Origin of the sequence: Synechococcus sp. H55.11 (assembly GCF_047462475.1) — a bacterium.
In the GTDB taxonomy this organism is placed as follows: domain Bacteria; phylum Cyanobacteriota; class Cyanobacteriia; order Thermostichales; family Thermostichaceae; genus Thermostichus.
Genome location: NZ_JANSJI010000018.1, coordinates 1 through 23336, shown reverse-complemented (window position 1 = coordinate 23336; position 23336 = coordinate 1). Strand labels below are relative to the sequence as shown.

The 23336-nt window shown below is 59.9% G+C and carries 16 protein-coding genes; 7 read left to right on the top strand and 9 right to left on the bottom strand.

Annotated elements, in window-relative coordinates; genetic code table 11:
* Positions 1-14: 14 nt before the first annotated feature.
* Together psbV2 and psbV are read right to left on the bottom strand one after the other, a co-directional pair.
* The gene (psbV2, locus tag NW853_RS00535) at positions 15-539 is read right to left on the bottom strand and encodes a photosystem II cytochrome PsbV2 (protein ID WP_414333126.1); all 525 of its coding nucleotides are present in this window, start codon (positions 537-539) and stop codon (positions 15-17) included.
* A complete protein-coding gene (gene psbV, locus NW853_RS00530; protein ID WP_414333127.1) occupies positions 539-1081 on the bottom strand; it encodes a photosystem II cytochrome c-550 in 543 nt (180 codons plus the stop codon). The genes psbV2 and psbV overlap by 1 nt, the downstream gene beginning before the upstream one ends.
* Positions 1082-1387: 306 nt before the next feature.
* Here psbV and NW853_RS00525 point away from each other — a divergent pair, with 306 nt between their 5' ends.
* On the top strand, positions 1388-2275 hold the full coding sequence (locus tag NW853_RS00525; protein ID WP_414333128.1) for a hypothetical protein: 888 nt from the start codon (positions 1388-1390) through the stop codon (positions 2273-2275).
* 30 nt (positions 2276-2305) lie between these two features.
* Here the strand turns inward: NW853_RS00525 and NW853_RS00520 are convergent, their stop codons facing one another.
* Both NW853_RS00520 and NW853_RS00515 read right to left on the bottom strand, forming a co-directional pair.
* Positions 2306-3610, bottom strand: coding sequence for a hypothetical protein (locus NW853_RS00520; protein WP_414333129.1), 1305 nt, complete (start codon positions 3608-3610; stop codon positions 2306-2308).
* A 49-nt stretch (positions 3611-3659) separates the two neighbouring features.
* On the bottom strand, positions 3660-5522 hold the full coding sequence (locus NW853_RS00515; protein ID WP_414347114.1) for a M61 family metallopeptidase: 1863 nt from the start codon (positions 5520-5522) through the stop codon (positions 3660-3662).
* A 289-nt stretch (positions 5523-5811) separates the two neighbouring features.
* Between NW853_RS00515 and ntcA the strand changes: the two genes are divergently transcribed.
* Complete coding sequence (gene ntcA / locus NW853_RS00510; protein WP_414333132.1) at positions 5812-6486, top strand: global nitrogen regulator NtcA; 675 nt, start codon at positions 5812-5814, stop codon at positions 6484-6486.
* Positions 6487-6676: 190 nt separating this feature from the next.
* Positions 6677-7960, top strand: a complete 1284-nt coding sequence (gene eno, locus NW853_RS00505; RefSeq protein ID WP_414347112.1) for a phosphopyruvate hydratase — start codon at positions 6677-6679, stop codon at positions 7958-7960.
* On the opposite strand, the gene NW853_RS00500 is transcribed toward eno, so the two are convergent.
* A complete protein-coding gene (locus NW853_RS00500; RefSeq protein ID WP_414347109.1) occupies positions 7947-10013 on the bottom strand; it encodes a prolyl oligopeptidase family serine peptidase in 2067 nt (688 codons plus the stop codon). The genes eno and NW853_RS00500 overlap by 14 nt on opposite strands.
* Positions 10014-10147: 134 nt before the next feature.
* Here NW853_RS00500 and treZ point away from each other — a divergent pair, with 134 nt between their 5' ends.
* Positions 10148-11989 carry a malto-oligosyltrehalose trehalohydrolase gene (treZ, locus tag NW853_RS00495; protein WP_414347107.1) on the top strand — a complete coding sequence of 614 codons (1842 nt, stop codon included), beginning with the start codon at positions 10148-10150 and terminating at the stop codon, positions 11987-11989.
* Here the strand turns inward: treZ and NW853_RS00490 are convergent.
* The gene (locus tag NW853_RS00490) at positions 11962-13491 is read right to left on the bottom strand and encodes an FAD-binding oxidoreductase (protein ID WP_414347105.1); all 1530 of its coding nucleotides are present in this window, start codon (positions 13489-13491) and stop codon (positions 11962-11964) included. The two genes, treZ and NW853_RS00490, sit on opposite strands and share 28 nt — an antisense overlap.
* Positions 13492-13525: 34 nt before the next feature.
* Complete coding sequence (locus NW853_RS00485; protein WP_414347104.1) at positions 13526-14854, bottom strand: four-carbon acid sugar kinase family protein; 1329 nt, start codon at positions 14852-14854, stop codon at positions 13526-13528.
* Positions 14855-15109: 255 nt separating this feature from the next.
* On the opposite strand from NW853_RS00485, the gene phoU reads away from it, so the two are divergent.
* From phoU to clpB, 3 genes are all read left to right on the top strand, one after another.
* On the top strand, positions 15110-15751 hold the full coding sequence (gene phoU / locus NW853_RS00480; protein WP_414333153.1) for a phosphate signaling complex protein PhoU: 642 nt from the start codon (positions 15110-15112) through the stop codon (positions 15749-15751).
* Positions 15752-15924: 173 nt separating this feature from the next.
* On the top strand, positions 15925-18099 hold the full coding sequence (locus NW853_RS00475) for a ribonuclease R family protein (protein WP_414333144.1): 2175 nt from the start codon (positions 15925-15927) through the stop codon (positions 18097-18099).
* Positions 18100-18272: 173 nt separating this feature from the next.
* Complete coding sequence (gene clpB / locus NW853_RS00470) at positions 18273-20915, top strand: ATP-dependent chaperone ClpB (RefSeq protein WP_414333146.1); 2643 nt, start codon at positions 18273-18275, stop codon at positions 20913-20915.
* Positions 20916-20920: 5 nt separating this feature from the next.
* On the opposite strand, the gene NW853_RS00465 is transcribed toward clpB, so the two are convergent.
* Positions 20921-21322, bottom strand: coding sequence for a SaoD/DsrE family protein (locus NW853_RS00465; protein ID WP_414333147.1), 402 nt, complete (start codon positions 21320-21322; stop codon positions 20921-20923).
* A 378-nt stretch (positions 21323-21700) separates the two neighbouring features.
* Positions 21701-23023 carry a dihydroorotase gene (locus tag NW853_RS00460; protein WP_414347103.1) on the bottom strand — a complete coding sequence of 441 codons (1323 nt, stop codon included), beginning with the start codon at positions 23021-23023 and terminating at the stop codon, positions 21701-21703.
* Positions 23024-23336: the final 313 nt, after the last annotated feature.

Here is a 23336-nt window from a genome sequence, read left to right as displayed (position 1 = left end):
TCAGTTGGCAACCCTCAACCGACATCGATCAACTCATGGGATCCCCAGCCGGGGGCAACCTGAGCCGCTCTGAGAATAAAGGCAGCCAGATTTTTCAGGGCTTCGTCGTCCATCCAGGAAGGGGGCACGGGGCGGCATCCATAGCTGAAATCCGAGCCATCGTAGCTGCGGGGATCCCTCTGATACTCCACCAAAGCTTGAATCGTATCTCGGGGTGGGGTGGCACCGCGCAAGTCCTTCAAGGAGAGGGAAATGTTGGGAGCTGGCAGGGTAGAGCCGCCCACATGGCAGTTCAAGCAGGCGGACTGAAAACGATTTTTGCCATCCGTGAGCTGCTCTGGAGTGAAGGTGAGGGTGCGCCCTGTGGCGTCTAGAGGTAATTCCACCGGGCCGCTCACCCGCAAATACTGGTTCACGTAGGGGTCAATGCGGGCCGCCACCGGGCTGGCCAGCCCCAGCACAGCCAGGATCCCGACCCAGATCCAGAGGCGGGACGGGATCCGACAACCCATAAGCAACTTCCGAACCAGACGCAGCATCAGAGGTAGGCCGACAGGTCGCTGTGGCTTTCGCTTTTGGTGCCGCCCCAGCCGGGGGAGGTTTTGGCTTGCACCAAAATATAGCCGGCAATCAACTTCAGATCCTCATCGGTGAGGTTGCGCAGGCGAGGATACTCGCTCAGAAGCTGAGTGTTGGGATGATACTCAACCAGGGATTCGGCCCCGTCATAGGTGACCGGGTTTTTGATGTAATCCACAATCGCCAGCACATTATCCCGTGGAGGAGTTGCCCCCTCCAGATCCGAAAGCTTCAGGCTCACATCTGGGTTGGGATAGGTCTGGCCCCCCACATGGCACTGGGCACAGGCTTTGTTAAAAAGTTGCTTGCCTCGGGCCAACTGTGCTTCGGTAAAGGTAATGGACTCAGTGGGCGACAGAGCCACCGCAGGAATATCCTTGGCCGCGAACGCTGGAGCCAGTCCCCAGCTCAGCCCAGCCATCAAGGCAGCCAAGAACAGGACAAACAACCGATGACGCCCTGGCAGCAGCACCTTCTGAAAAGAAAAAGCTTTGCTAAACATGGTTCTCCTTAGATCAGCTAGTCAAGAGGAGAGGTCGGCTCCACTCCAGCCACAAACCCGACAACAGGATCAAGAATAGACCATTGAGAGATCATTTGCAGACGAGATCCGGGATCCGCATCGGTTCCGCTTGCCCTGGCTGTTAAGCTTGATCGCGGAGCTAGGGCCTGTTGGAGCTGACTGTGTTGCAGCCTGGTCGAGGGGTGGGGAGCTGAGCGGGTAATATAGAGCTTGGCTTGCTTGCCCGGCAGCATAGAGCAGGAGATCTCGCCAGACTCCGTCCCAGGTTTTCGCAGGATTGCCCCCATGTCCTCTGTCCGATTTCAGCCGTTGCGGGTGGCTTTCACCTGTGCGGATCCCAGCCAAGTCCAAATGCCCGTTGCCGAGTTGCTGGCAGCGTTGCCGGCCTCGCCGCTTCTGACCTACACTGACCCGGAAGCAGCGGACTTGCGGGTAGAGATGCTGCCCGATGCCATCTACCACTTCTATCGGCGGGGGGAAGAAGTGGCTCTGGCCGCCTTTCGGATCCCGGTAAAAAAGCCACAGGCCCTGCCCCGCAAGCTGGTGCGGCTGCTGGAGCACGTGGCTGCTTTTGGCAACCTCCTCAACCTGCAACCTGCCACCGATGCTTTGAGCAGCGTCCTAGAGGTGGAGTTTCTCCAACTGGAAACGCCGGCAAGCAGCTCTGCCCCTGCCGAAGTGAGCCCCCTGCCGCGGGATCCCCAGGGACAGGTGCAAATCCAGGCAGGCCGCAACCTCGCCATCGCCCTGCGCAACAGAGCCCCCACCCCCGTGCACGTCTATGTGGTGGTCTTTGACGAGCGGCGCTACAGCGTGGATTTGGTTTACCCCTATCAACCGGATCTGCCCGCTCGTTTGCGCCCCAGCGAGAGCCTGCTGATCGGCTCTGGGCCCCGCTACCTGCTCCAGATGCAACTGCCCGAAGGCGCAGATATGGCGGTGGATCGCTTCAAAATCTGGGTCAGCAGTACCAGTATGCAGCCGGGCATCATGGCGATGCCCCCCCTAGGACAAAGACTGGAACCCCCCTCTGAGGATCCCTATGGGGCCGGATCCCGGCTGGATCGGGAAGTTCGGCTGGCCATTTTGGGCAAGGCGGGCAGCACGCCCATGCCGGCTTTTGCCGAGGATCCCTGGTGGTGTGTGGAGCAGGCTGTCAAAATTGTGGCTTGAGCTAATGCGCTTGGGTGCCTTTCAGATTTCTCAAAGATGACTTTTTAGGATCCCCTCAAAGGTAGCCTCAACCTCATCAACGCTGATGACTGATAAATGATAGAGGGAAGATAGACTGGTTTTTACATCTTGGCTAACATCGGTTAAAACCATGAAAACTTGGTTTTTCTGGAGACCGAGGTCAGAAGCAATCTTGGAGTACTTCTGTACTTTGTCTTGGTACTCGCCTGTCTTTGATTCCACCCAGTAGAATTGATCGTTAATATGAAAGAAAAGATCCATTTCAAAATCAGCTCCATTCGGCAAAGTAACTTGAGCATTTGTTATGTAAGAGAAATCAATCTTTTCAGCTTGACTTGCGGCAAGGCAGATCAGCTTATCCCTAACGTATCTCTCTAGCCATTTTCCTGAGAGAAAATTTAGTGCTTGGGACGACCTACTGGGTCTTGCTACCAACAGATACCTGGGTGCCTTAAAGTATCTGTACTCTTCTAAAAATGCGATTCCATGTAACTCTTTGGCAACCTGGCAAGTTGAGCTGATTACTTGTTGAGGCTCGTCTTTAAGGTTTATTGAGAAAGAGTTTCCGCTATTCATATTTGATTTAATCATTCCATAGAATCTTTTAATCAAAGAATATCGATTGCCCATAAAGGCAGCTATTTGATCTAATTTTTCCTCTTTTTCTTTCACATCTATGCTTTTGATTTTTATGTTTTTTGAGCTTAAGAATGATTCTATCTTTGATACGTCGACCTCTAATATACCGGCGGCAGCGATCTCCTCTTTATCTCTCGGTACATCGTCTGTTAGCCTAGGCTCTGGTGTTTCATGACTGGCAACCTGCTCATTCTGAGAGCTCTGATCTGTAGTTTGAGATATCTCTAATCTGGGAGAACTTTGGATAGCAATCTGTAGTCGCTGATAAATATCTTTAGTTTCTTTCACTAAGTTTTCCAGGATGGCTCGCTGATCGTTTAGCTGCTCATTATGTTCGGAAAACTTTACAGATATAGCCTGCAGAAGATCCCTACTCCAACTTTGCAGCAAATCTTGGTGACTATCTACAAGACGAGATCTAAGCCCTTTGAGATCGGCTTGAGTAGCCTGTAACTTCCGAGAAATCTCGTCTGCCAATCCTTCGACCAGTTTGGTTAAGGTTTTGTTGGCGTTGTTGAGTTCTTGGCTGTGTTGCCTTAGGTGTGAAGATATCTCTCTAATGATCTCTTGTTTCCAGATTTCCGGTCTAGGACTGACCTTGTAATGGCGAGCAACGTAAACACCCAATGAGAAACCAACAGCCACCCCAATTAATAAAACCAAAACGAAGTCCATTAGATTCGCTCCTGACCCCTGTTGTTACTTCTCGTTTAAGTTAACTAGGTTACTCGCTTGTTTCAAGATTCTCAGGCGAGGTGAGCGAATTTTCAAGAAGAGGCGTATCTTGTCCCGAAGAGCCGAGCAGGGATCCCAGCCAGCCCTGCTGGAGCGCTTTCTGGGTGGGAGTGAGTTGCGGCAACGCTTCGAGGGTGTAAACATCCGGGCGGGGTGGATCCAAGGGGATCCAGAAGTGTTTCAACTGATCGCCTTGGAAGACGCTCAGGCAGATGACCTGGTGGGGCTGGTAGGCCGCCAAGCGTTCTGGCAAGTTGGCAGCGCTTACCCGGAAGCCATCCAAGGCCACCAGCTCGTCGCCGGCCCAGATGCCTGCTTTTTGGGCCGGGGATCCCATCTCCACTGTGCTGATGCGGTTGCCTTCGCCGTTGAAGTTCAGGCCCAGATAGGGGGAAGGGTCAGGGCGGCTGAAGTGGGCCTTGAGGGTGAGGCCAAAAGGGTGTAGGTGAGCGTTGTAGTCCAGCTCTTCCGTACCTTCCACATAGGCGGCGAAAAAGCGGCCAAGATCGGCGCCGGCTGCCCGCTCAAAGGCTTCCCGCAAGTCTTGGTGGGTGTAGCCTTTCTCAAACCGGCCAAAGCGCTGCCACAAATCCTGCATGGCCGTGTCCAGGGATCCCTGGCCCCCCGAAAGGTGGCGAATGTGCAGATCCAGCAGCCAGCAGACCAAAGCGCCCTTGAGGTAATAGGAAACCTGGCTGTTGAGGCTATTTTCGTGGGGACGGTAGAGTTTGATCCAGGTGTCGAAACTGGATTCCCGCAGCGATTGCACGGCCCGACCCGGAGTACGCTGCAGCCGGCCAATTTGCTCGGCCAGGATCTGCAAAAAATCTTTGGCGCTGAGGATCCCTGCCCGCAGCAAGATGACATTTTCGTAGTAGCTGGTTGCCCCCTCGCAAAACCAGAGGCAGTCCACGTAATTTTCTTGGTTGTAGTCAATTTTCTCCAAAGCCAGAGGGCGCAGCCGCTTGACGTTCCAAGCATGGAAAAGCTCGTGGGCCAGCAGCGCCAAAAAGCGGCGGTAGGACTGGGGCCGATGCAGCTCCAGGCCAGAATAGTTGAGGGTGGTGCTGTACTTGTGCTCTAGGCCGCCAAATCCCCCTGCCGACAAATGCACAATAAACCAGTAGCGGTCGTAGGGCAGCCCGCCAAAAAACGCCGCAGTGGCCCGGACAATTTTCTCGGCATCGGCCACCGCTTGCTCCAAATCCAGGGTGCCTGCTCCCCAGACCACGAAGTAATGCGGGATCCCTTCCACTGCAAACGACCGCAACTGGTGCAGGCCCACCTCCACCGGACTATCCACCAGCTCGTCGTAGTCTGCCGCCACAAAAGACTGGCCGGAAGCAGGATCCTCAGAAGAAGAAATCAAAGGTCGCAAACTGGTGGCGATGCGCCAATCAGGCTTGGGAGGGATCACCGTCAAGGTGTAGGGTTCCCGCTCGCGACCGGGCACATAGAAAAAGAGCGCCGCCCCGTTGAAGTAGGCGTGGGTGAGATCCAAATGGTTGGTGCGCACCGTCAGCTCATAGGCATAGACCCGATAGCGAACCTTCACAGCCGAACAGCCCGGCGGCTCGATCTCCCAAGTGTTCTTATCTACCTTCCGCCAGGCCAAAGGGATCCCTTGCTCCGTTGCCGCCTGAAACTCTTGCACATGGCGGGCATATTCCCGCACCAGGTAGGATCCCGGCGTCCACACCGGCAGCCGCAGTCGCAGAGGCACTTCTGGATCCACCTCTTGGATCTGTAGTTCCACCTCCAGCAGATGCTTGGCCGGCTCCGGCATCCGCACTGTGAAATGCTGGCGGCTCAGTTGAGAAGGTGCAGCAACAACAGCCTCCGGGATCCCCATAGGATTTTCCAGTCCACCACTTGCTTCCTACCACCCAGAGCTGGCAAGGCCCCAGTGACAATAGCCCTTATCCTACCCTTGGCTTGGGATCCCTTTGTGGAACAGAAACGAGACCTAAAAACGTAGCCCATGCTACAAAGATGCCTAGGCAGAACCCTCTACCTTAGGGTAAACCCGGCTATTGTTGCCGATTCTGGAGTCGATAGGGTTGCAACTCGGCCCAATGCTTCTAAATTGATCTTACATGGATTGATCTTAGGTATAAACTGACCTCAAAAGGTTGATGAGTATGGTGGTGGCCGTCGCAGAAAAATCTCTGATCACAGCCTTCAAGCAACTGGGAGGCCCTCACCATCCTCCGGTTATCGAAACGTTTGAACGTGGTAAGACCATCTTTTTCCCTGGGGATCCGGCGGAGCGGGTTTACTTTTTGGTGAAAGGAGCTGTCAAGCTCTCGCGGGTCTACGAAATGGGGGAAGAAATTACCGTTGCTCTTCTACGGGAAAACAGCATCTTCGGGGTGCTCTCCTTCATCACAGGGCAGCGCTCCGACCGCTTCTATCACGCGGTGGCCTTTACGCCTGCTGAGTTGCTCTCTCTGCCGATTGAGCAGGTGGAAAAATCCCTGCGGGAGAACGCCGAACTGGCCATGTTGCTGCTCAAGAGCTTGTCTTCCCGCATTTTGCAAACGGAGATGATGATCGAGACGCTGGCTCACCGCGATATGGGATCCCGTCTGGTTAGCTTTTTGCTGATCCTCTGCCGCGATTTCGGGGTGCCTGGCCCGGATGGGGTCACCATTGATCTCAAGCTGTCTCACCAGGCCATTGCCGAAGCCATTGGCTCGACCCGCGTCACCATCACCCGTCTGTTGGGAGAGCTGCGCAAGAAGAAGTACATTTCCATTTACAAGAAGAAGATCACTGTACACGACCCGATGCGGCTGAGCCACCGCTTTGTCTAGAGGGGATGGGGCCTAAACTCTGCCCCCCAAACCAGCCAATGCTCAATTCACCCCTGCAGCTCCGCAGAATCTTTGGGTTCTCTCTCTTAAAGTTTTCTGGAAGCTGACGGGATCCCGGTCAAGGATCTATTAGCCTGTGGGGGGATCTGGCTTTGGCCAGAGCTGTCTAGCCAATTGCTGAGGTGTAACTGTGGAAACGGCCATCGAGTGGATTACCGCCCATGAGATCCTCGACTCGCGAGGACGCCCCACCCTAGAAGCCCTGGTGGGCCTGGCCAACGGAGCAACGGGCTTGGCGCAGGTGCCCAGCGGCGCTTCGACCGGTACCTTTGAGGCCCACGAGCTGCGGGACGGGGATCCCAAGCGCTATGGAGGTAAGGGCGTGCTGAGGGCGGTGGAAAACATTCTTGGCCCCATCCAGTCGGAGCTGCGGGGAGAAGATGCCCTCAACCAAGCCCGCATCGACCAGTTGCTGATCGACCTGGACGGCACCCCCAACAAGTCCCGCCTGGGGGCCAACGCCATTTTGGCAGTTTCTCTGGCGACGGCCAAAGCGGCGGCGGAAGCGGTGGGCCTGCCTCTTTACAAATATCTGGGCGGGCCTTTTGCCAACTTGCTGCCGGTGCCGTTGATGAACGTGCTCAACGGCGGTGCCCACGCCGACAACAACGTGGACATCCAGGAGTTTATGCTGGTGCCCATTGGTGCGGCCAGCTTTCGCGAGGCGCTGCGCTACGGGGCCGAGGTGTTTGCGGTGCTGAAGACGGTGCTACAGCAGAAGGGGCTGTCCACCGGGGTGGGGGACGAAGGCGGATTTGCCCCCGATCTCCCCTCCAATGCGGCAGCTTTGGATCTGTTGCTGACGGCCATCGAACAGGCAGGCTACAGGCCGGGGGAAGATATCGCCTTGGCCCTGGACGTGGCCGCCAACGAGCTGCTGCAGGATGGGCAGTACCACTTCGAGGGCCAAGCCCGTAGCGCCGAGCAAATGGTCAATTACTACGAGCAACTGCTGGCCAACTATCCCATCCTTTCCATTGAAGATGGACTGGCGGAGGAAGACTGGGCCGGCTGGCAGGCCCTCACCACTCAACTGGGATCGCGGGTGCAACTGGTAGGGGACGACCTGTTCGTCACCAACCCAGCCCGGCTGCAGAAAGGCATCGACAGCGGCGCCGCCAATGCCATCTTGATCAAGCTCAACCAGATTGGCACGCTGACGGAGACGGTCTCGGCCATGCACCTGGCTAGCCAGGCAGGTTTTCGCTCTGTGATCAGCCACCGCTCCGGTGAGACAGAAGACACCACCATCGCCGACCTGGCGGTGGCCACCCGCGCCGGCCAGATCAAAACCGGATCCCTCTGCCGCAGCGAGCGCATTGCCAAATACAACCAACTGTTGCGCATCGAAGACGAGCTGGGGGAAGCGGCAGTCTATGCCGGCCGGGTGGGCCTGGGCCCTAAAGCTCGCTAACTCCCGTTCCATCCCTCCCCAGCACCTGCACCAAAAAGGCCCAGCGGTCGGCGGTCTCTTCAATGAGCTTGGTGGTGGGCTTGCCGGCCCCGTGGCCGGCTTTGGTGTCGATGCGAATGAGGATGGGCTGGGATCCCCCCTGTGCCGCCTGCAGGGCAGCAGCAAACTTGAAGCTGTGGGCCGGCACCACCCGGTCGTCGTGATCTGCTGTGGTGATCAGGGTGGCGGGATAGGCGGTGCCGGGCTTGAGGTTGTGCAGGGGGGAATAGGCGTAGAGGGCCTTGAATTCCTCCGGGTCTTCCGGGGATCCGTACTCCGAGACCCAGGCCCAGCCGATGGTGAACTTATGAAAGCGCAGCATGTCGAACACCCCCACAGCGGGCAGGGCCGCGGCAAACAGCTCCGGCCTTTGGGTCAGGCAGGCCCCCACCAAGAGGCCGCCGTTGCTGCCGCCGGCGATGGCCAGCTTCGAGGGGTTGGTGTAGCCATGGGCCATCAGCCACTCAGCCGCGGCGATGAAGTCGTCGAAGACCTTTTGCTTGTTGAGCTTGGTGCCCGCCTGGTGCCAGGCTTCCCCATATTCGCCGCCGCCACGCAAATTGGGCTGGGCGTAAACTCCCCCCATCTCCAGCCAGGCCACCAGGCCCACCGAGAAGCTGGGGGTCAGAGAGATGCCGAAGCCGCCGTAGCCGTACAGCAGGGTGGGGTGATCCCCTGTCCGCGCCAGGCCACGGCGGTGGACAAGGAACATGGGAATGCGGGTGCCGTCTTTGCTGGCGTAGAACACCTGCTGCACCTCATAGGCCTGGGGATCGAAATCCACCTGGGGCCGGCGAAAGAGGGTGCTCCCGCCAGTGGTGAAGTCGTAGCGGTAGATGGTGGGCGGGGTGGTGAAGCTGGTGAAGGTGTAGAAGGTCTCAGTGTCGTAGCGCTTGCCAGCAAAGCCGCTGGCGGATCCCAGCCCCGGCAGAGGGATCTCCCCCTGGTAGGTGCCGTCTAGGGCAAAGGTCTTGATCTGGGTGTGGGCGTCTTTGAGGTAGAAGGCAACAAATTGATTGTGGATGAGGCTAACCCCTTGCAGGGTCTCCTCAGCCTCAGGGATCACCTCTTGCAGGTGCCCTGGGTTGTCGAGATCAAGGGCCACCAGTCGCCGCCGCGGAGCCTGGAAGTCCGTCAGCAGCCAAAAGCGGGAGCCGTCGTTGCCAACAAAGCTGTACTCGGCCTGGAACTCGCAAATGAGCTCCACCACCGGCGAGTTGGGATCCCGTAGGTCTTTGTAGAAGAGGAGGTTTTTGGGATCCGTGCCCCGCCAGACGGAGATGATCAGGTAGTTGCCATCTTCGGTAACCCCGCCAGCAAAGCCCCACTCTTTTTGGTCGGGGCGGTGATAGATCAAGACATCTTCCGACTGGGAGGTGCCGAGGCGGTGGTAGTAGAGCTTTTGGAAGTAGTTGGCGCTTTCGTACTCGCTGCCGGGGGGTGGCTCGTCGTAGCGGCTGTAGAAAAATCCCTGCCCATCCCGTGTCCAGCTGGCCCCAGAGAACTTAATCCAGCGCAGGTGATCCGGCAGGTCTTCTCCAGTTTCGATGTCCCGCACCTTCCACTCCTGCCAGTCGGAGCCGGAGCGGGAGAGGCCATAGGCTAGGTAGCGCCCGTCGCGGCTGATGGCAATGCCTGAGAGGGCCACGGTGCCGTCTTGTGAGAGGGTGTTGGGATCCAGCAAAACCCGGGCTTCGCCCTCCAGGCTTTCTTGGGTATAGAGAACGCTCTGGTTTTGCAGGCCGTCGTTTTTGAAGTAGAAGTAGCGGCCGCCCTCTTTGAAGGGCTGGCTGTATTTTTCGTAGTTCCAAAGTTGGGTCAGGCGCTCCAGGAGCCGCTGCCGCGCCGGGATCCGCTGCAGATAGTCAAAAGTTAGCCGGTTTTGCGCCTCGATCCAGGCCCGCGTCTGCTCAGAATCCAGATCCTCCAGCCAGCGATAGGGATCCGGCACCGGCTGCCCATGGTAGACATCGATGACGGTGGGATCCGGATGGCTGGGCGGGTAGTTAAACATAGGGACGGAGCAGCGAAAGGCTAATTCCACTATGGCAGAGGGAAGAGTCGGCAACCCACCCCAAGACCTGAGCCTCGAATGTCTGGGGGAGCAAGCCTCGCTATAGTGGAAGCCGAGTTGTGCAGGTGGGTTTCGTGCTTCAGGGTTCCCCTTCCTCTCAGCGTTCCCAGGTCGAACGGATTGGCGCCTATCCCTGCGGCCAGGGCCACTACCGCTTCTCGGTGTGGGCGCCCTTGGTCGAACACGTGGAGCTAAAAGTCATTAGCCCCGTCCAACAGGTCATCCCTCTGACCCAGGATGGGCAAGGCTACTGGCAGGGTGAAGTGGAGGGGATCCCACCGGGGCCGGTGGACTACCTCTACCACCTGCACACCTCAGCGGGGGTGGTGGAGCGGCCGGATCCCGCTTCCCGCTGCCAGCCCCGCGGCGTCCATGGCCCTTCGCGGGTGGTGGATCCCCACTTCGACTGGCAGGATCAAGCCTGGAAGGGGATCCCGCTCTCCCAGTGGATCCTCTACGAGCTGCATGTAGGCACCTTTACCCCGGAGGGCACCTTTGCCGCCCTGATCCCCCGCCTGCCGCAACTGGTGGAGCTGGGGGTCAACGTGCTGGAGCTCATGCCGGTGGCCCAGTTTCCGGGGGAGCGCAACTGGGGCTATGACGGCGTCTATCCCTATGCCGTGCAGGTCAGCTATGGAGGAGCAGCGGGCCTGAAGGCGCTGGTCAATGCCTGCCACCAGCAGGGCCTGGCGGTTGTTTTGGACGTGGTCTACAACCACCTGGGGCCGGAGGGGAACTACCTGCGGAACTTTGGCCCCTACTTCACCGACAAGTACCGCACCCCTTGGGGGGAGGCCCTCAACTTCGACGACCGCTATTCCGACGGCGTGCGGGAGTTTTTCCTGCAAAATGCCGAATACTGGCTAGAGGAGTTTCACCTGGACGGCCTGCGGCTGGACGCGGTGCATGCCATCTACGACTTCAGCGCCCACCCCTTTTTGCAGGAATTGGCAGAGCGGGTGGAGGCCCTGGAGGCGCGCACGGGCTGGCCCAGGGTTCTGGTAGCCGAAAGCGACCTCAACGACGTCCGCCTCATCACCCCCCGCGAGCAAGGGGGCTACGGACTAGATGCCCAGTGGTGCGACGACTTCCATCACTCGGTTCACACCCTGCTTACCGGGGAAAAGACAGGCTACTACCAAGACTTCGGCCAATTGGAGCACCTGGCCAAGTCCTACCGCGAGAGCTACGTCTATTCTGGGCAGTACTCCCGCTACCGGGCCCGCCGCCACGGCAATTCCGCTCTCGCCAGGCCGGGCTCCCAGTTTGTAATCTGCATCCAAAACCACGACCAAGTGGGCAACCGCAGGCTGGGAGAGCGCCTCAGCCAGCTCACTTCCCTAGAGGGCCTGAAGTTGGCCGCCGCCGTCCTGCTGCTGGCTCCCATGCTGCCGCTGCTGTTTATGGGGGAAGAATATGGGGAGGTGGCCCCGTTTCTCTACTTCATTAGCCACGGGGATCCCGACCTGGTGGAAGCGGTGCGGCAGGGACGCCGCCGCGAGTTCAGCGCCTTTGCCTGGCAGGGGGAGGTGCCGGACCCGCAAGCGGAAGAGACCTTCCTGCGCTCCAAGCTCAACTGGGAGCTGGGCACTGCTGGCCACCACCAGGTCTTGCGGCGGTGGTACCAAACCCTCATTCACCTGCGCAAGACCCTGCCGCCGCTGCAAAACCTGGAGCGGAGTTCGGTGGGGGTGGAGCTGTTTGCTCCAACCGGCCTGGCCCTGCACCGCCAGCAGGGATCCCAAGCCGTTCTGGCCCTGTTTAACTTCAGCTCCGACCAAGCAGCCACCTACGCCCAATGGCCCAACGGCCGGTGGGAGAAGCTTCTAGATAGCGGCGACCAGGGATCCTCGGCAAAAAACCAAGGGGATCCCGTTGAGGTGCCGCCCTATGGAGTGGTGGTGTACGGCCAGTGATCCCGACCGCAGCCGTAGCGCCAGGCCTCGCGCCGCCGCTGCCAGAAGTAGTCTTGCGGGGCCCCTTCCAGGCGGTCGGCTAGCCTTTGCAAGAGCTCGTAGAGGCCGAGGGCGCCAAAGTGGCCCGCCCAGGCCACCAGCTCCGGCAACCCCAACCGGGGCAAAAGTGCGGCCACCAGGGCTGGATCTTGCCTCATCACCCCCCACAGTGCCTGAGCCAAGCCGCCAAACTGCACCACATCCTGCAAAAAGGGCTGCACCACCTGGGGGCCGGCGGCAACCATGGCCTCAAACACTCTGCTCAACAGGCGGTTAATGCTGTTGGGATCCCAGTTTTTCTCTCCCAAAGGAGGGATCATCGCCTTCTGAAAAAGCCAGGTTACCGCCAAATTAGGCTGGTAGGGCTGCAGCAGGGCCAGGGCCGCCTGCTCCAACTGCCGCTGCACCAGCGCCTCGTGGATCCCCTGCTGCAGGCGATCCAGATGGCGCAACATCGCCCCAAAGCCGCCAAAGCTCAAAGGCGACTGGCTGCCGCTGCTGTCGCCAACCGCCAAGAGGCGATCCCAAGGCAGTTGCAGCGGGCTGCGGCGGTAGGCGGGGAAAACACCACACAGCTTGCGCAGCCAGCGGATCTGGGCCAACTCGGCCCCCTGGTAGGCAGGGAGCAGCCGGCAGTAGTCCTGCCAAAGCCTCTCCAGACTGGGTCGGCGGGGATCCCGGTCGCAGTAGGTAAAGAGATAGGTGGTGCGGCCATCGCGGGCGGGGAAGGCCTCCCAAAAGGGCTGGTAGCCCTCCTGGGCGGGGGTAAAGCTGTAGAACAGATCCCCAGTGGGTTGCTCCGGCAGCCCCTGGGCGCAGGATCCCACCACCAGACAGACGCTGTCCGGCGGCTGCCCTTGACGGGCCTGGGCCAAGATGGGGGAGCGGTGCCCCATGGCATCCAGCAGCAGTTGGGCGCTGAGCTGGCCGGTGGTGGTTTGGATGCGGATCCCATCGGGGTGGACCGTGGCGCCCAGAAACCCGGTTTGCTCCCGCACCTGGCCCCCCCAGGCCAGAAAATGCTGCTTGAGGAACTCCAGCAAGCTGACCGGATCCACGCCCACGTTCAGCACCCCTTCCACCCACCAGGTGGGGCCCTCCCCAAAGCCAATGCGCCCCCTGGGGTAGTGGGTCACCTGCACCGCCTCCCACTCTGTCGAGGTGAGCAACTCCAGCTCTAACAACACCTGCAGCTCCTGCCGGGAGGTGTTCCACTCCTGCTCCCGCCCCCGCAGGCTCCCCCGCTCGATGAGGATCACCCGCCAGCCCCGCCGGGCCAAAGCCGCTCCCAAGAGGATCCCCAGGGTGCCGCCGGCAATCACCACATCGGCATCCCGGCTGCCCAGGCGCTCAGAACAGCGGTGCACCACCGCCGCGGGCAACGCCGTCTGCCCCTGGCGCAGGGATCCCCACCAGGCCTCCGAGGCGGGCAGAGCTTCAGGCGAAGAGATGAGTTCAGCCATGGCGGGAAGAACCGACAGAAGCGTTCCCTCTAGGCTAGACCAGCCCGCGGCTGTGGAGGCGACGGTGGATCAAAGCCAGCGTATCCACCTCGCCCACGTTGCCCGGAAACAGCACCACCGGCAAGTTGGGAAAGCGGGGGTGATCCGCCGGCGTGAGCACCATGGAGACCCCTGGGTAGATCTGCCCCAGCAGCCGCACTGCCGGCAGGTTGAGGCCGAGGCTGAGGGTGTCGTTGGAGGTGATGCCGCCCTTGCTGACCAGGTAGCCCATCCCCTCCGGCAGCCCCTGCACAATGGCCATCAACAAACGAGAAACCCTCTGCCCAAAGGCCAGGCGTGCCTCTGGGGTGGCACCGTCGAACCTCACTTCTTCTCGGCTGGTGTAGACCACCGGCGTCAGGCCCTGCTCGTAGGCGCGCTGGACTTGGCTCAAGAGGGCCGGCAGCAGCTCCGCTTCCCGCCCCGGTTCCAACAGGCGCTTCACCTCCACTTCAATGCCCTGGATCCCTGGCTCCTGCAACAGGCGGGCCAACTGCTGGCTGGACTTTTGCACATGGGATCCCACGATCACCACCCCTGGCCGGTCGGAGCGGACAAACTGCCCCATTTGCTCTGGCGGAACCGGCTGCGGCGGCAACTGGGCTAGAGCCGTCAAGAGGCTGGCGGCGCTGCGAAACAAAAAGCGCTTCCCCTGCTCCAGAGCCGCCCAAACATCCTGGGCAAAACGATCCAGATCCGCTTGGGTTTCTCCATCCACCACACAGCAGACATTCCCCTCTAGACCCAAAAGCTGCTCCAAACAGCCGGCGCGGATCTGCTCCAGCGTCAATCGCACCACCTGCTCAGCCTGGATCCGCCCCTGGGTTTTCTCCTGCACATAGTCGGGCAAATAGCTGTGGTGGTAGCCGAACACCGCATCGCGGGCAAACTCCGTTTCATGCACGGGCACCCAGCGGCCCTCCACCCGCAGGTAGTGGACGCTGTCGCGGGTGATGCGCCCTCCCTCAAAAAAAGCCGGCACCAGAAAATGGGCATCAAAAGGCCCCAGCTCCGCCGCCATGACATCGGTTTCCAAGGGGTAGTGCCCGCGCAGCGTCGAGTCGGAGCGGCTGACAAAGAGGGCCCGCTCCCACCCCAGCTCCCCCATGGCCTGCTTGAGGGCCCGGCAGACCGACCGTGTCACCTCGGCAGCCTTGGCCGGCGGCAGGGATCGCGTGTTGGTGAGAATGAAGCGAATTGGCGAGCCATCCTGCAGGCCCAGCTTGAGCGTTTCCGCATCCCAGCGGGTCAGCAGCAGGCAACTGTGCACGGTCTGGGATCCGGTGGGATCATCATCCAGCACGACAATGGGGGGACGAGTCATCGGAGTATCTCAATCCAGAACGACAGCATAGCCCCAAGCCTCCAGGCGGAGACAACCTCGCAACACCCCACCCGCTTGCACCCCCTCCTTATCATCCTCTCCCAAATTGGCCGCTCCCTCGATCCCCATCCTGTTTTTTCTCTTGATTCGAGAGAAGTTTGCCATGATTGAGATCTACCGGTGCAATCGACTGGCTTCGGGGGCCGCCAACAGTGGCAGCCACTCCCTCCCACCTACATCCATGGGGAAAAAGCCATGGGGCAAGCTGAGCTGCAACTTCAGATCAAGCGGATTCAGCAGGACGTGCTGCGCATGGGGGCGCTGGTGGAAAAATCGGTGGTCTTGGCCCAGCAGGCCCTGTTTGAACAGAACTTGGCCGCTGCCGAACAGGCCATCTCCCAAGACAAGCAAATTGACCGTTTTTATCGTCAAATCGAGAAAGATTGTATTAGCTTGATCGCCTTGCGCTCGCCGGTGGCACAAGATCTGCGCTGGATCAGCGCCCTGATGCAACTGGTGCGGGATCTGGAGCGGATTGGCGACTACGCCAAAGACTTGGCCGAAGTGGCCTTGCGCTTGGCTTTCTACCCGCCGCCGCCGGAGCTGAGGCACATTCGCGTGATGATGCAGCGCTGCCAGAAAATGCTCAGCCATAGCCTGGCGGCCCTGACGGAGTTGGATGCCGAGCTGGGCCGACAACTGAAGCGGGAAGACGACGCCGTTGATGAAGACTACACCAACCTTTACAATACGTTGGCGCAACAGTCGGACATCAGGGGATCGATCGAGCCTATCCTGTTGATGTTGCTGGCGATCCGCTACCTAGAACGTCTGGCCGACCACAGCACCAACATCGGTCAGCGGGTGGCTTTTATCGTCACCGGCCACCGAGATTAACGCCAACGGGTTGAGTCTTGCCCTGTCTTAACCCCCCTTCTTCCCTCCTCCTTTCCCTGACACCCAAAATGGACTTCTCTCGGATTTTTCAGCATTTTCTCTCTCAGGAACAATGGACCGACAAAGACACACTTCTTGCTCTCTTGCCATCCCCTGATCCAGAAGCGCAGGAAATGCTTGAGATTGCCCTCGATGGTCTGGTGCGGGCAGGGTTTCTCGAACGCACAGGGGATCCGCCTCGCTATCGGCGTAGGCCGGATGAATCCCTGGTGGTGGGGCGCTTGCGCTGTTCCAGCAAGGGCTTTTGCTTCGCCATCCGGGATGAGCCGGGGGCGGAGGATGTGTACATCCACGGCAGCAACCTCAGCGGCGCTTGGAACGGCGACCAAGTGATAGCCCGGATCACCAAAGAGGGCAATCGCCGCCGCAGCCCGGAGGGAGAGGTGGTGGCCGTTATGGAGCGGGCCAACCCTACGCTGGTGGGCCGCCTCAAACAGACGGAACAGGACTTTCGGGTGGTGCCTTTGGATGACCGGCTGCTGTTCGAGCTGGCCTTGACGGAGGGATCCCCTGCCGAGCTGGCGGAAGGTCGGGTGGCCTATGTGGAAGTGGAGCGCTATCCGCTGGGAGATTTGCCCCCCGTGGGCACGATTCGCAAGATCTTGGGCGACGGCCCGGAGGCCTCCATCGATGCAGATCTGGTTTGTTGCAAGTACGACCTGCCGCAGGAGTTTCCCCCGGCGGTGCTAGAAGCCGCGGCCGCCCTGCCCAAAAAGCTGAGCCGCTCCGACCAAAAGGGCCGTCGCGATCTGCGCGATTGGTTTTGCATCACTTTAGAACCCTTGGATCTGCAGCACCCCCACGGCCTCGAGCCCAACGTGGCCGTCTCCCTGCAGCGGCAGGAAGAGGACAACTGGCTGCTGGGGATCCACATTGCCGACGTGGCCCACTGGCTGGATCCTGAGCATCCTCTGGAGCAAGAAGCTCAGCAGCGGACGGCCACCGTTTACCTCGACACGAGGGTGTTGCCTCTTTTTCCGCCGGAAGTGCACAGCCGCCTGGCTCTGTTGCCGCAGCAGGAGCGCTTGGCCTATTCGTTGCTGTTAACCATCGACCCAGAGGGGGTGGTACAAAGCTTCGAGATCCATCCCAGCCTGGTGCAGTCGCGGGCTCACCTCTCCTATGGCCAGGTGCAGGCCCTCTTGGCCACCGCTGCGGATCTGGGCCCTGAGGAGGAGGTGCCAGAATTGATGGCCCTGCTGCAAAACCTGCTCCGCCTCAGCCAAATCCTGCGGGTCAAACGTCACCAAGCGGGCGGCTTTGACCTGCCCCTGTTGGATTTGCTCACCCCCCACTCCGCTGACGAGAGCGGCTACGGCCCCCTTTTGATCAGCGATCGCCTCGGCGCCCACGCTCTGATGACCGAGGTGCTGCTGCTGGCCAACCAAACCTTGGGCCACCATTTGCGCCAATTGGGGATCCCTTCCTTGGCCCGCGTGCAGTCCGCCCCCACTGCCGAGGCCCTGCAGAACTTTTTGCGCCTGGCCAACGCCATGAAGCTGGATCTGAATTTGCAGGATCCAGAAGCCGTGACCTTGGCCGATTGGCAGCGGATCTGTGTCCGCATCACCGCCCCCGATGTGTTGGCCGCAGGGACTAGCCCAGCCTTGGTGGCCCAGTTGTTGGCCACTTTGCCCCCCGTCGAGTATTGCCTGCAGCCTCTGCAGGAGCCCCTCGGCCATTTTGGCTTGGGCCTTAAAGAACCCTACGCCACCTTTACGGCCCCTTTACGCCGCTATGCCGATTTGCTGAATTTGCGTGCTTTGCACCTGGCCTTGAGCAAAGGACGGGATCGCCGCAGCCCGCGCTCCAAAACCGTGGTGGATCTGCACGGCCCCGGCGGCTACGGCCAGATCGACTGGCAGGTGTTGCCACCCAAGCTGCAGGAGGAATGGCAGGCCTTTCTCCAGGCGCAACTGCCCAAAATCCAGGAGGGGCACCGGATCCGGCAGCACGCAGAACGGGAGCTGATGGGCCTGAAGCGCTCTGAGTTCATGCAAAAACATCTGGGGGAGGTGTTCCCCGGCCTGATCATCGGCGTCCAGAACTACGGCTTTTTTGTGCAGGTGGATCCCATCTTGGCGGAAGGGTTGGTGCGGGTCAGCACCCTGAAAAACGATTGGTACGAGTACCGCAGCCGCCAGCAGGCCCTGGTAGGGCGCAAGAGCCGGCGCCAGTTCCGTCTGGGGGATCGAGTGGAAGTGCAGATTAAAAACGTCGATTACTACCGCCAGCAAATTGATTTGGCAGTGATCGGCGAGGGCCGCCCCTGCGAAGAAGAGGAATAAGGCGGGGATCCCTCCATCGATCGAGGGCAAAGGGGGCGGTTGTTGCGAACTCTGGCGCGGCCAAAATGGGCGATACCTGAATTATCAGGATCCCTTTTCCCAAGCGGGGGCCGAGATGGCCGCTTCCCCTGCTGTCTTCCTATACACTGTAGTAAAAAACCTGCCGAACTTCTATGCAGCCCACCAATCCCAACCAATTTACCGAGAAAGCCTGGAGCGCCATTGTCCAATCCCAGGATGTAGCCCGGCGGCACCAGCAGCAGCAACTGGAAACCGAGCATTTGCTCATCTCCCTTCTCGATCAAGAAGGGGGTCTCACCCAGACCATTTTGCAGCGGGCCGGCCTCGATCCAAGGCTGGTGCGGGACAAGGTGGAAAGCTTTATCAACCAGCAGCCCAAGCTGGCGCGGGTGGATCAGCTCTACCTGGGCCGCGGCCTGGAGACCACGCTGGATCGGGCTGAAGAGTTTCGCAAAGAATACGAAGACGACTTCATTTCGGTAGAGCACTTGCTTTTGGGAGCCCTGGACGACGAGCGGGTGGGCAAGCGGGTTTTAGCACCCCTAGGTTTGACCGTCGAGCGCCTCAAACCCGTTATCCAACAAGTGCGGGGCAAACAGCGGGTTACCGACAAAAACCCTGAGTCCCGCTACGAGGCCCTGGAGCGCTATGGCCGCGACTTGACCAAGGCCGCCCGCGAAGGGAAGCTGGATCCGGTGATCGGGCGGGACGACGAGATCCGCCGCGTCGTTCAGGTGCTCTCCCGCCGCACCAAAAACAACCCGGTGCTCATCGGCGAACCCGGCGTGGGGAAAACCGCTATTGTCGAAGGTCTCGCTCAACGCATCAACCGGGGAGATGTGCCGGAGTCGTTGAAAAACCGGCGCGTCATTGCCCTAGATATGGGCTCCTTGATTGCTGGCGCCAAGTACCGCGGTGAGTTTGAAGACCGCCTCAAAGCTGTGCTCAAGGAGGTTACCGAATCGGAAGGGCAGATCATCCTCTTCATCGACGAGCTGCACACCGTGGTCGGGGCGGGGGCTGCCGAGGGGGCGATGGATGCCGGCAACCTGCTCAAGCCGATGCTGGCCCGGGGCGAATTGCGCTGCATTGGCGCCACCACCCTGGATGAGTACCGCAAACACATCGAAAAAGACGCCGCCCTGGAGCGCCGCTTCCAGCCGGTGTATGTGGATCAGCCCTCCGTAGAAGACACCATCTCCATCCTGCGCGGACTCAAAGAGCGCTACGAGCTGCACCACGGGGTCAAGATCAGCGACTCGGCCTTGGTGGCGGCAGCCGTTCTCTCCAACCGCTACATCTCCGAGCGCTTTTTGCCCGACAAGGCCATCGACCTGGTGGACGAAGCGGCAGCCAAGCTCAAGATGGAGATCACCTCCAAACCCGTCGAATTGGATGAAATCGACCGGCGCATCATGCAACTGCAGATGGAGGAGCTCTCCCTCAAGAAGGAAGACGACCTCGCCTCCAAAGATCGCCTGGGCAAAATCGAGCAGGAGCTGGCCAACCTGATGGAGCGACAGCGGGAGCTCAATGCTCGTTGGCAGATGGAAAAAGAGGCCATCGAGCGGCTGCAAAACCTCAAAGCCGAGCGGGATGCCGTCAAGCTGCAGATTGAACAGGCAGAACAAAAATATGACCTCAACCGCGCTGCCGAGCTCAAATACGGCAAGCTGATGGAGCTGGAGCGGCAGATCCAAGAGCAGGAGGCCCACCTGGCCAAGCTGCAGGCCAACGGTGAGCCCTTGCTGCGGGAGCAGGTGACGCCCGAAGACATTGCCGAGATCGTCTCCCGCTGGACCGGGATCCCGGTCACCAGCTTGATGGAGTCGGAAAAGCAAAAGCTGCTGCGCCTGGAAGCCCACTTGCACCAGCGGGTGGTGGGCCAGGACGAAGCGGTAGCCGCCGTAGCCGCTGCCATTCGGCGGGCCCGGGCCGGCCTCAAGGATCCCAACCGACCCATCGGCTCGTTCCTGTTCATGGGGCCCACCGGCGTCGGGAAGACCGAGCTGGCTCGCGCCTTGGCGGAGTTCCTCTTCGATACCTCCGAAGCGATGGTGCGCATCGACATGTCCGAGTACATGGAGAAGCACTCTGTCTCCCGCTTGATTGGGGCTCCGCCGGGCTATGTGGGCTACGAAGAAGGGGGGCAGCTCTCGGAAGCGGTGCGGCGCCGTCCCTACTCGGTGGTGCTCTTTGACGAGGTGGAGAAAGCTCACCCCGATGTCTTCAACATCCTGCTGCAGGTGCTGGACGATGGCCGCATCACCGACTCCCAGGGGCGGACGGTGGACTTCAAGAACACCATCATCATCATGACCAGCAACATCGGCAGCGAGCTGATTCTGGAAATCGGGGGCGATGAGAGCCGCTACGAGGAGATGAAAACTCAGGTGCTGGCCATGCTGCGGCACCACTTCCGGCCGGAGTTCCTCAACCGCGTGGATGAACTCATCATCTTCCACGCCCTCACCAAAGCGCAGATTCGCCAGATCGTCAGCCTGCAGATGCGGCGGGTGGAGCAGTTGCTGGCGGATCAGCAGATTGAGATTGTCCTCACCGAAGAGGCCAAGGACTACCTGGCCGAGCTGGGCTACGATCCCGTGTTTGGGGCCCGACCCCTCAAGCGGGTCATCCAGCGGGAGATCGAAAACCCCATCGCCACCAAGCTGCTGGAAAACGAGTTCCTGCCCGGCGACCGCATCCTGGTGGATGTGGCCAACGAGCGGCTGGTCTTCCGCAAGATTGGCTCTCAGCCCAGCCAAGAGCCGCCTGCTGCTGTAGCCGTCAGCTAAGTTGGTTAGAGGCTAATTACCTGGTCAGGTGGGTTGTCTTTTAAGGCCGCGTAGAGGTCGGGAAAGCAGCCCACCTGTACGCCTTTGACCACATTCTTGGGAACACAATAGCCCGGCTCCTTGCGCCCCTGGCCCTTTGAGTCGCACCACTTGGGTTCCCCTTCCGCCAGGTTGCGCTCCAGGGCGCACAGGTCACACATCATCAGCAAAATCTTTTGCGCTTCGGCAATCTTGGCCAGGCGCTCGCCAATGGGATCCCCCTGCCGCAAGACAAAGCAGTTGTCGTCAAAAAAGAACATGCCCACCACTTCCACGCCGTGTACCCCCGCTTCTAGCTGCGGCAGGATCATCTGGCCCAGCTTGTAGGTGCCGCCGCGAGGAGTGATGAAGACGTAGGCAACTTTCATGGCCGCTCCTTAGGTGTTTTCCAACTTGATTATCATCGATTATCGCTTTCAAAGTAGCACAGCTTACTGAAAGGGCGTAAGACACTCCCCAAGCATTCCTCGCCACTATCCTCGCCCCCAGCCCCTCTCCCAGCCCTCACCCCCAGCCCCTCTCCCAGAGGGAGAGGGGAGTTAGAGCGGCGCGTTCGCGACAGCGTTGCGTAGCAATAACGACGTAACGAACCGTTTCATTGCTATTTGAAATGACTATAAGACTATAAACTGAGATGGGATCTGGAGCTCTGCTCCTCTTGCCTAGGCAGGGAGAAGCCGAAGCAGCTCAGTGTTCAACCGCCATCTTGAAAGGTTTGAACAGGTGCAACCTCGAAGGGGATCCCCCTAGCGCCGAAAGGTTAGCGCCTGGCCGCGCACCGAGGGATCCACCTGACCGTTTTGAAAGGCGATCTGCCCGCCCACAATTGTGAGCAGCGGCCAGCCCACCAGCTCCCAGCCCTCAAACGGGCTCCAGCCGCATTTGGTGAGCAGCTCTTCCCGGCGCACCGGCTGAGGCGTGTGGCGATCCACCAATACCAGATCGGCATCGTAGCCCACCTGCAGCCGCCCCTTGTTGGGGATCCCGTAGAGGCGGGCCGGCGCCTCGCACATCCACTGCACCACCTGGCGCAGGGTACAGCGGCCCTGCTGGGCTGCGGTCAGCATCAGGGGCAAGGCCGTCTCCACACCGGGCATGCCAGAGGGGGAGTGGGGGTAGGGCTGGGCCTTTTCGGCCAGGGTGTGGGGGGCATGGTCGGTGGCGATGCAATCAAGGATGCCGTCGTGTAGCCCCTGCCAGAGCTGGTTCAGGTTAGCCGGATCCCGCAGCGGCGGGTTCATCTGGACGAGGGATCCCAGGCGGGCGTAGTCGGCGGTGCTGAGCAGCAGGTGCTGAGGGGTGACCTCGGCGCTAACCCAGGCGGGTTTGTGCCGGCGCAGCAGCTCCACCTCCAGGCCGGTGGAGAGGTGCAAAATGTGCAGGCGGTGGCGGTAGCGGGTGGCCAAGTCCAAAGCCCGTTGCGAGGCAATCAGCGCGGCTTCTTCATCCTGAATCAGGGAGTGAACCGCCACATCTGTACGTCCGGCAAAGAGGGCCCGCCGGGCTTGAATCCGCGAGTGATCTTCAGCGTGGACGGCGATAACAAAATTGGGATCCGTCTCGGCAAAGATCCGCTCTAATGCCGCTTGGTCATCCACCAGCAAGGGGCCATGCATGGATCCCATGAAGATCTTGATGCCGCAAGCCCCTTGCACCGTTTGCAGCTCTTTAAGGTTATCGGCGGTGGCCCCGATGAAAAAGCCGTAGTTGACCACGCACTTGCTGGCGGCCCGGGCCAACTTGTCATCCAGCGTTGCCTGGTCGATCGTCAGCGGATCCGTATTGGGCATCTCCAGAAAGCTGGTTACCCCACCGCGAGCGCAGGCCCAGGATCCCGTCTGTAGGTCTTCTTTGTGCTCCCGGCCCGGCTCGCGAAAGTGAACCTGGGGGTCGATCACCCCCGGCATGAGGGTATGGCCCTCCGCGTCGATAACCCTAGCCACCCCTTCTGCCGAGAGATTCTGGCCGATTTGGGCAATGCGCCCCTCCCGCACCAGCACATCTCCCAGCCAGGGATCCCCTTCCGGCACCAATAGCTCCGCATTGCGGATCAGCAGACTGTCAGACAAAGCGCCCCCGAGACAACGCTAATTTCCCAGCCAGAATATTCAGAATACTTTATCAAAATACCTTGGAAGACTGGCCGCCAATCCGGCACCTCACTTCCGACTCAGCGCTGGCGCGACAGCGCAAAAGGGCCTTGACTTGACATCCTCTCCACGGCTGCGGCTGGCTTCCAGGCAAAGGTCTAGATGGCTCTTTCTGGTAATCTAAGTTGGGGGTTTAAGATCGGTAGGTGTTGCCCAGCATCCCTTACTCCATTCTCTCTTTGTCTGGGGCTGTAGCTCAGATGGATAGAGCAAGCGCCTCCTAAGCGCTAGG